The organism is Mesorhizobium sp. M1A.F.Ca.IN.020.06.1.1 (genome assembly GCF_004023265.1).
Taxonomy (GTDB): Bacteria; Pseudomonadota; Alphaproteobacteria; order Rhizobiales; family Rhizobiaceae; genus Mesorhizobium.
In genome coordinates this window covers 1-2,948 of record NZ_RZSR01000766.1, presented here as the reverse complement: position 1 = coordinate 2,948, position 2,948 = coordinate 1, and the positions used below count along the sequence as shown (strand labels likewise).

The window sequence follows — 2,948 nt, the reverse complement described above, 5'->3', positions numbered from 1 at the left end:
CCTTGACGATGTTAGCTGCAAAGAAGCCGGTATCGATGAAGACGAACACCGCCATTAAGGCTATCGCGACGCCGAGCGGCCATTTCCAGATGCGCGTCATCACAACAAAAAGCAGTATGTTCGTCACCAGCATATTGCCGGTCACCGAAATACCGTAGGCCGAGGCCAGCCGGCTGGATTCGCCGAAGCCGACCACCAGCAGCATCACCACCAGCGCCAGCATCAGGTTGATGCGCGGCAGATAGATCTGGCCCGACTGTTTTTCCGACGTGTGCTGGATGACGAAACGCGGCAGCATGTTGAGCTGTACCGCTTGCCTGGTCAGCGAAAAGGCGCCGGAGATCACCGCCTGGCAGGCGATCACGGTCGCCGCCGTGGCAAGCACGACCATCGGAATAAGCGTCCAGCCCTGGTTCATCTCGAAGAACGGATGACCGACAACGCCGCCATTTGCCAGCACGAAGGCGCCTTGCCCGACATAATTGAGCAACAGACAAGGGAACACGATCGCCAGCCAGGCGAGCACGATCGGCTTGCGGCCGAAATGGCCGAGGTCGGCGTAGAGCGCCTCGGCTCCGGTGACGGCGAGGAAGACTGCACCAACCGTAACGAAGGCGACGTCAGGCGAGTTGACCAGGAACGACACGATGTAATGCGGGCTGATTGCCAGCAGGATTTCCGGGTCGTCCATGATGTGGTTGAGCCCGGAAAGGCCGATGGCCAGGAACCACAGCGCGGTAACGGGTCCGAACACCAATCCTACGCCGCCGGTGCCAAACCGCTGTACCGCAAACACGATCGCCAGGATGGCCAGTGTCAGCGGCACCACATAGGGCTGGAACGTCGGCGTGACGACATTCATACCTTCGACCGCCGACAGTACCGAGATTGCCGGCGTAATGACGGCGTCGCCAAAAAAAAGCGCCGCGCCGACGATGCCGATGCCGATGCCGATGCCGAGGATCACCGCAGAGCAGGTCGGGAAACTGTTGCGCGCCAGCGCCATAAGCGACAGCACTCCGCCCTCGCCTCGATTGTCGGCGCGGAGCACGAACATGATGTATTTGATCGTCACGGTGATCGTCAGGGACCAGATGATCAGCGAGAGTACGCCGAGGATGTCGCCACGGCTGGCGACGTTGCCACCCGCTGATGCATGCAACGCCTCGCGAAATGCATAGATCGGGCTGGTGCCTATATCGCCATAAACGACACCTAGTGCGCCCAACATCAGCGCCTTGGTGCTGTGCTGCTCGACCTCAGAATGGCTCGATTGTTCGACAGGTTCTGCCTCGTTACCAGCATTGGTAAGGGCCATGGACGACACTCCGATAAGCGCGCGGTGCTCTACGCTTGCTGCACTGCAATATCAAGTTCCGTCACGTAATGTCTGCCGTCTCGCCTGTCGTTGCTCGCCTTGGTAGACTCGCCAGCCCGCAGCCCTACCGAGCAGCAATAGCGCCCCGGCAGAACCCTCAATCGCCCAGATCAATGAATGGTTATCGCCCACAGTGCCCCCCCGCGATGCGGCCGATGGCGACCAGGGTGTCGTGGGCGCACAAGGATGGCGCTTTCCTGATGACGCCGTGCTCCAGGTGTGATCGCACCGTTGCTGCGCAAGCCATTTACTTGCTCGTCCCAGCGAGGACCGTGGCCAACTGGAACGCAGGGCCACGCCGCTCACCGGCCGCACTTTGCGGCGCAGATAACGATTCGATCTCCGCGGCGAGATTCTGGTTGAAGAAGCCACCAAGCTTGTCGAAGGACACACGGTCGTAATATCGACATGCCAGTATCCGCAACCCAGAAAAGCTCCTTGGGCTCCGCTGCGCGCGCCACGAACAACCCGATCTTCTCTGCGAAGAGGACGCCGTAATCCTTCAGGTTGAAGCCAAACCGGGGGGCGGCCGTGACGTATGGGCGAAGGGCTAGGAGGCGGGTTCGGTGAGGAACGGCATTGATGTCCACGCCGTCTCCTGGAAAGACAGAGGAATGCGGTGTCACCGACTGGCGCCGGAGGTTGATCCGGTGATTAGGAGGAGCACTCGTTGTCGGATTCTCGACGATGTCGGACATCTGACACAACGCTGCCAGAGCGATCACGTTGTTCCGAAACGATTTTCCCAGTTGGCACGACAATTGCGGTCCTATGCGCAAAAGCACTGCGATGCCGCACCGACTGGAAGAACTCATCAATGATCACGCTTTTCGAACATGTGGGCGCCGCTACCAACACTAAGCGTTCCCGATCAAACGGAAGCCTCTATCCCTTCTTTCTGAAGGCTGTCCGGACATGAACGCATTTGATGTCCGTCCAACGCTGGATGCTCCCGACGACGATCTCTATCTTTGGCTTGAAGATGTGGAAGGCGAGCGGGCACTTGCCTGGGCCGCCGGCCAGTCGGCAAAGACCCTGAAGCACTTCAGTGGAACGCAGTTCGAGCGCGACCGCGCGACTCTGAAGGCAGGCCTGTTCCCTAAGCGGCGTCGCATCTCCCCCGGCCGAGTCGCATGGCTTGAATCCGATATCAGGGCTTGGATGGAAACTAGATCTGAGAGCCGCACCGCATGAATGTAGCCTCCCAATATCTTCTCCCGTCTGTGGCGCATCACGAAGCCGGGCACGCGGTGGCCGCCATCGTTTTGCACCGTCAGATGTTCGACGACGACCGTGAACTCCCTGCTTTCTCAAGTGTTAGTATTTACCCCGACGCCGGTGACGGAGAGTGCGGTGGTTTTGTCGAAGGCACGGTTTTCTATTCAGCGCAAGGATTCACCTCGGAGCTAAAGCCGATTTTCGAGAACGATATGGATCGACATTTCCAACGCGATGAAGCGATCCAAGAGATAGTTGCGTGTCTGGCAGGTCCTTTTGCAGAATCCGCATTCGAAGGCTATCTGGACCCGCGCGATATGGCGATGAATGCGTCCGATGGGAATGAGGGGAG

General features: G+C 59.1%; 3 protein-coding genes. 2 read left to right on the top strand and 1 reads right to left on the bottom strand.

What is annotated here, in order from left to right; translation table 11 throughout:
• Positions 1-1,318 (bottom strand): KUP/HAK/KT family potassium transporter (locus EOA60_RS26575; RefSeq protein ID WP_128312149.1); only part of this gene is annotated, 1,318 nt, incomplete at its 3' end.
• A gap of 975 nt (positions 1,319-2,293) precedes the next feature.
• On the opposite strand from EOA60_RS26575, the gene EOA60_RS39765 reads away from it, so the two are divergent.
• Together EOA60_RS39765 and EOA60_RS26565 are read left to right on the top strand one after the other, a co-directional pair.
• The gene (locus EOA60_RS39765; RefSeq protein WP_063169289.1) at positions 2,294-2,572 is read left to right on the top strand and encodes an AlpA family phage regulatory protein; all 279 of its coding nucleotides are present in this window, start codon (positions 2,294-2,296) and stop codon (positions 2,570-2,572) included.
• A 56-nt stretch (positions 2,573-2,628) separates the two neighbouring features.
• Positions 2,629-2,948 (top strand): hypothetical protein (locus EOA60_RS26565; protein WP_164899548.1); only part of this gene is annotated, 320 nt, incomplete at its 3' end.

Bases quoted from the DNA above. Each gene is read 5' to 3' on its own strand.
- EOA60_RS39765 (WP_063169289.1), top strand. From the start codon at position 2,294: ATGAACGCATTTGATGTCCGTCCAACGCTGGATGCTCCCGACGACGAT.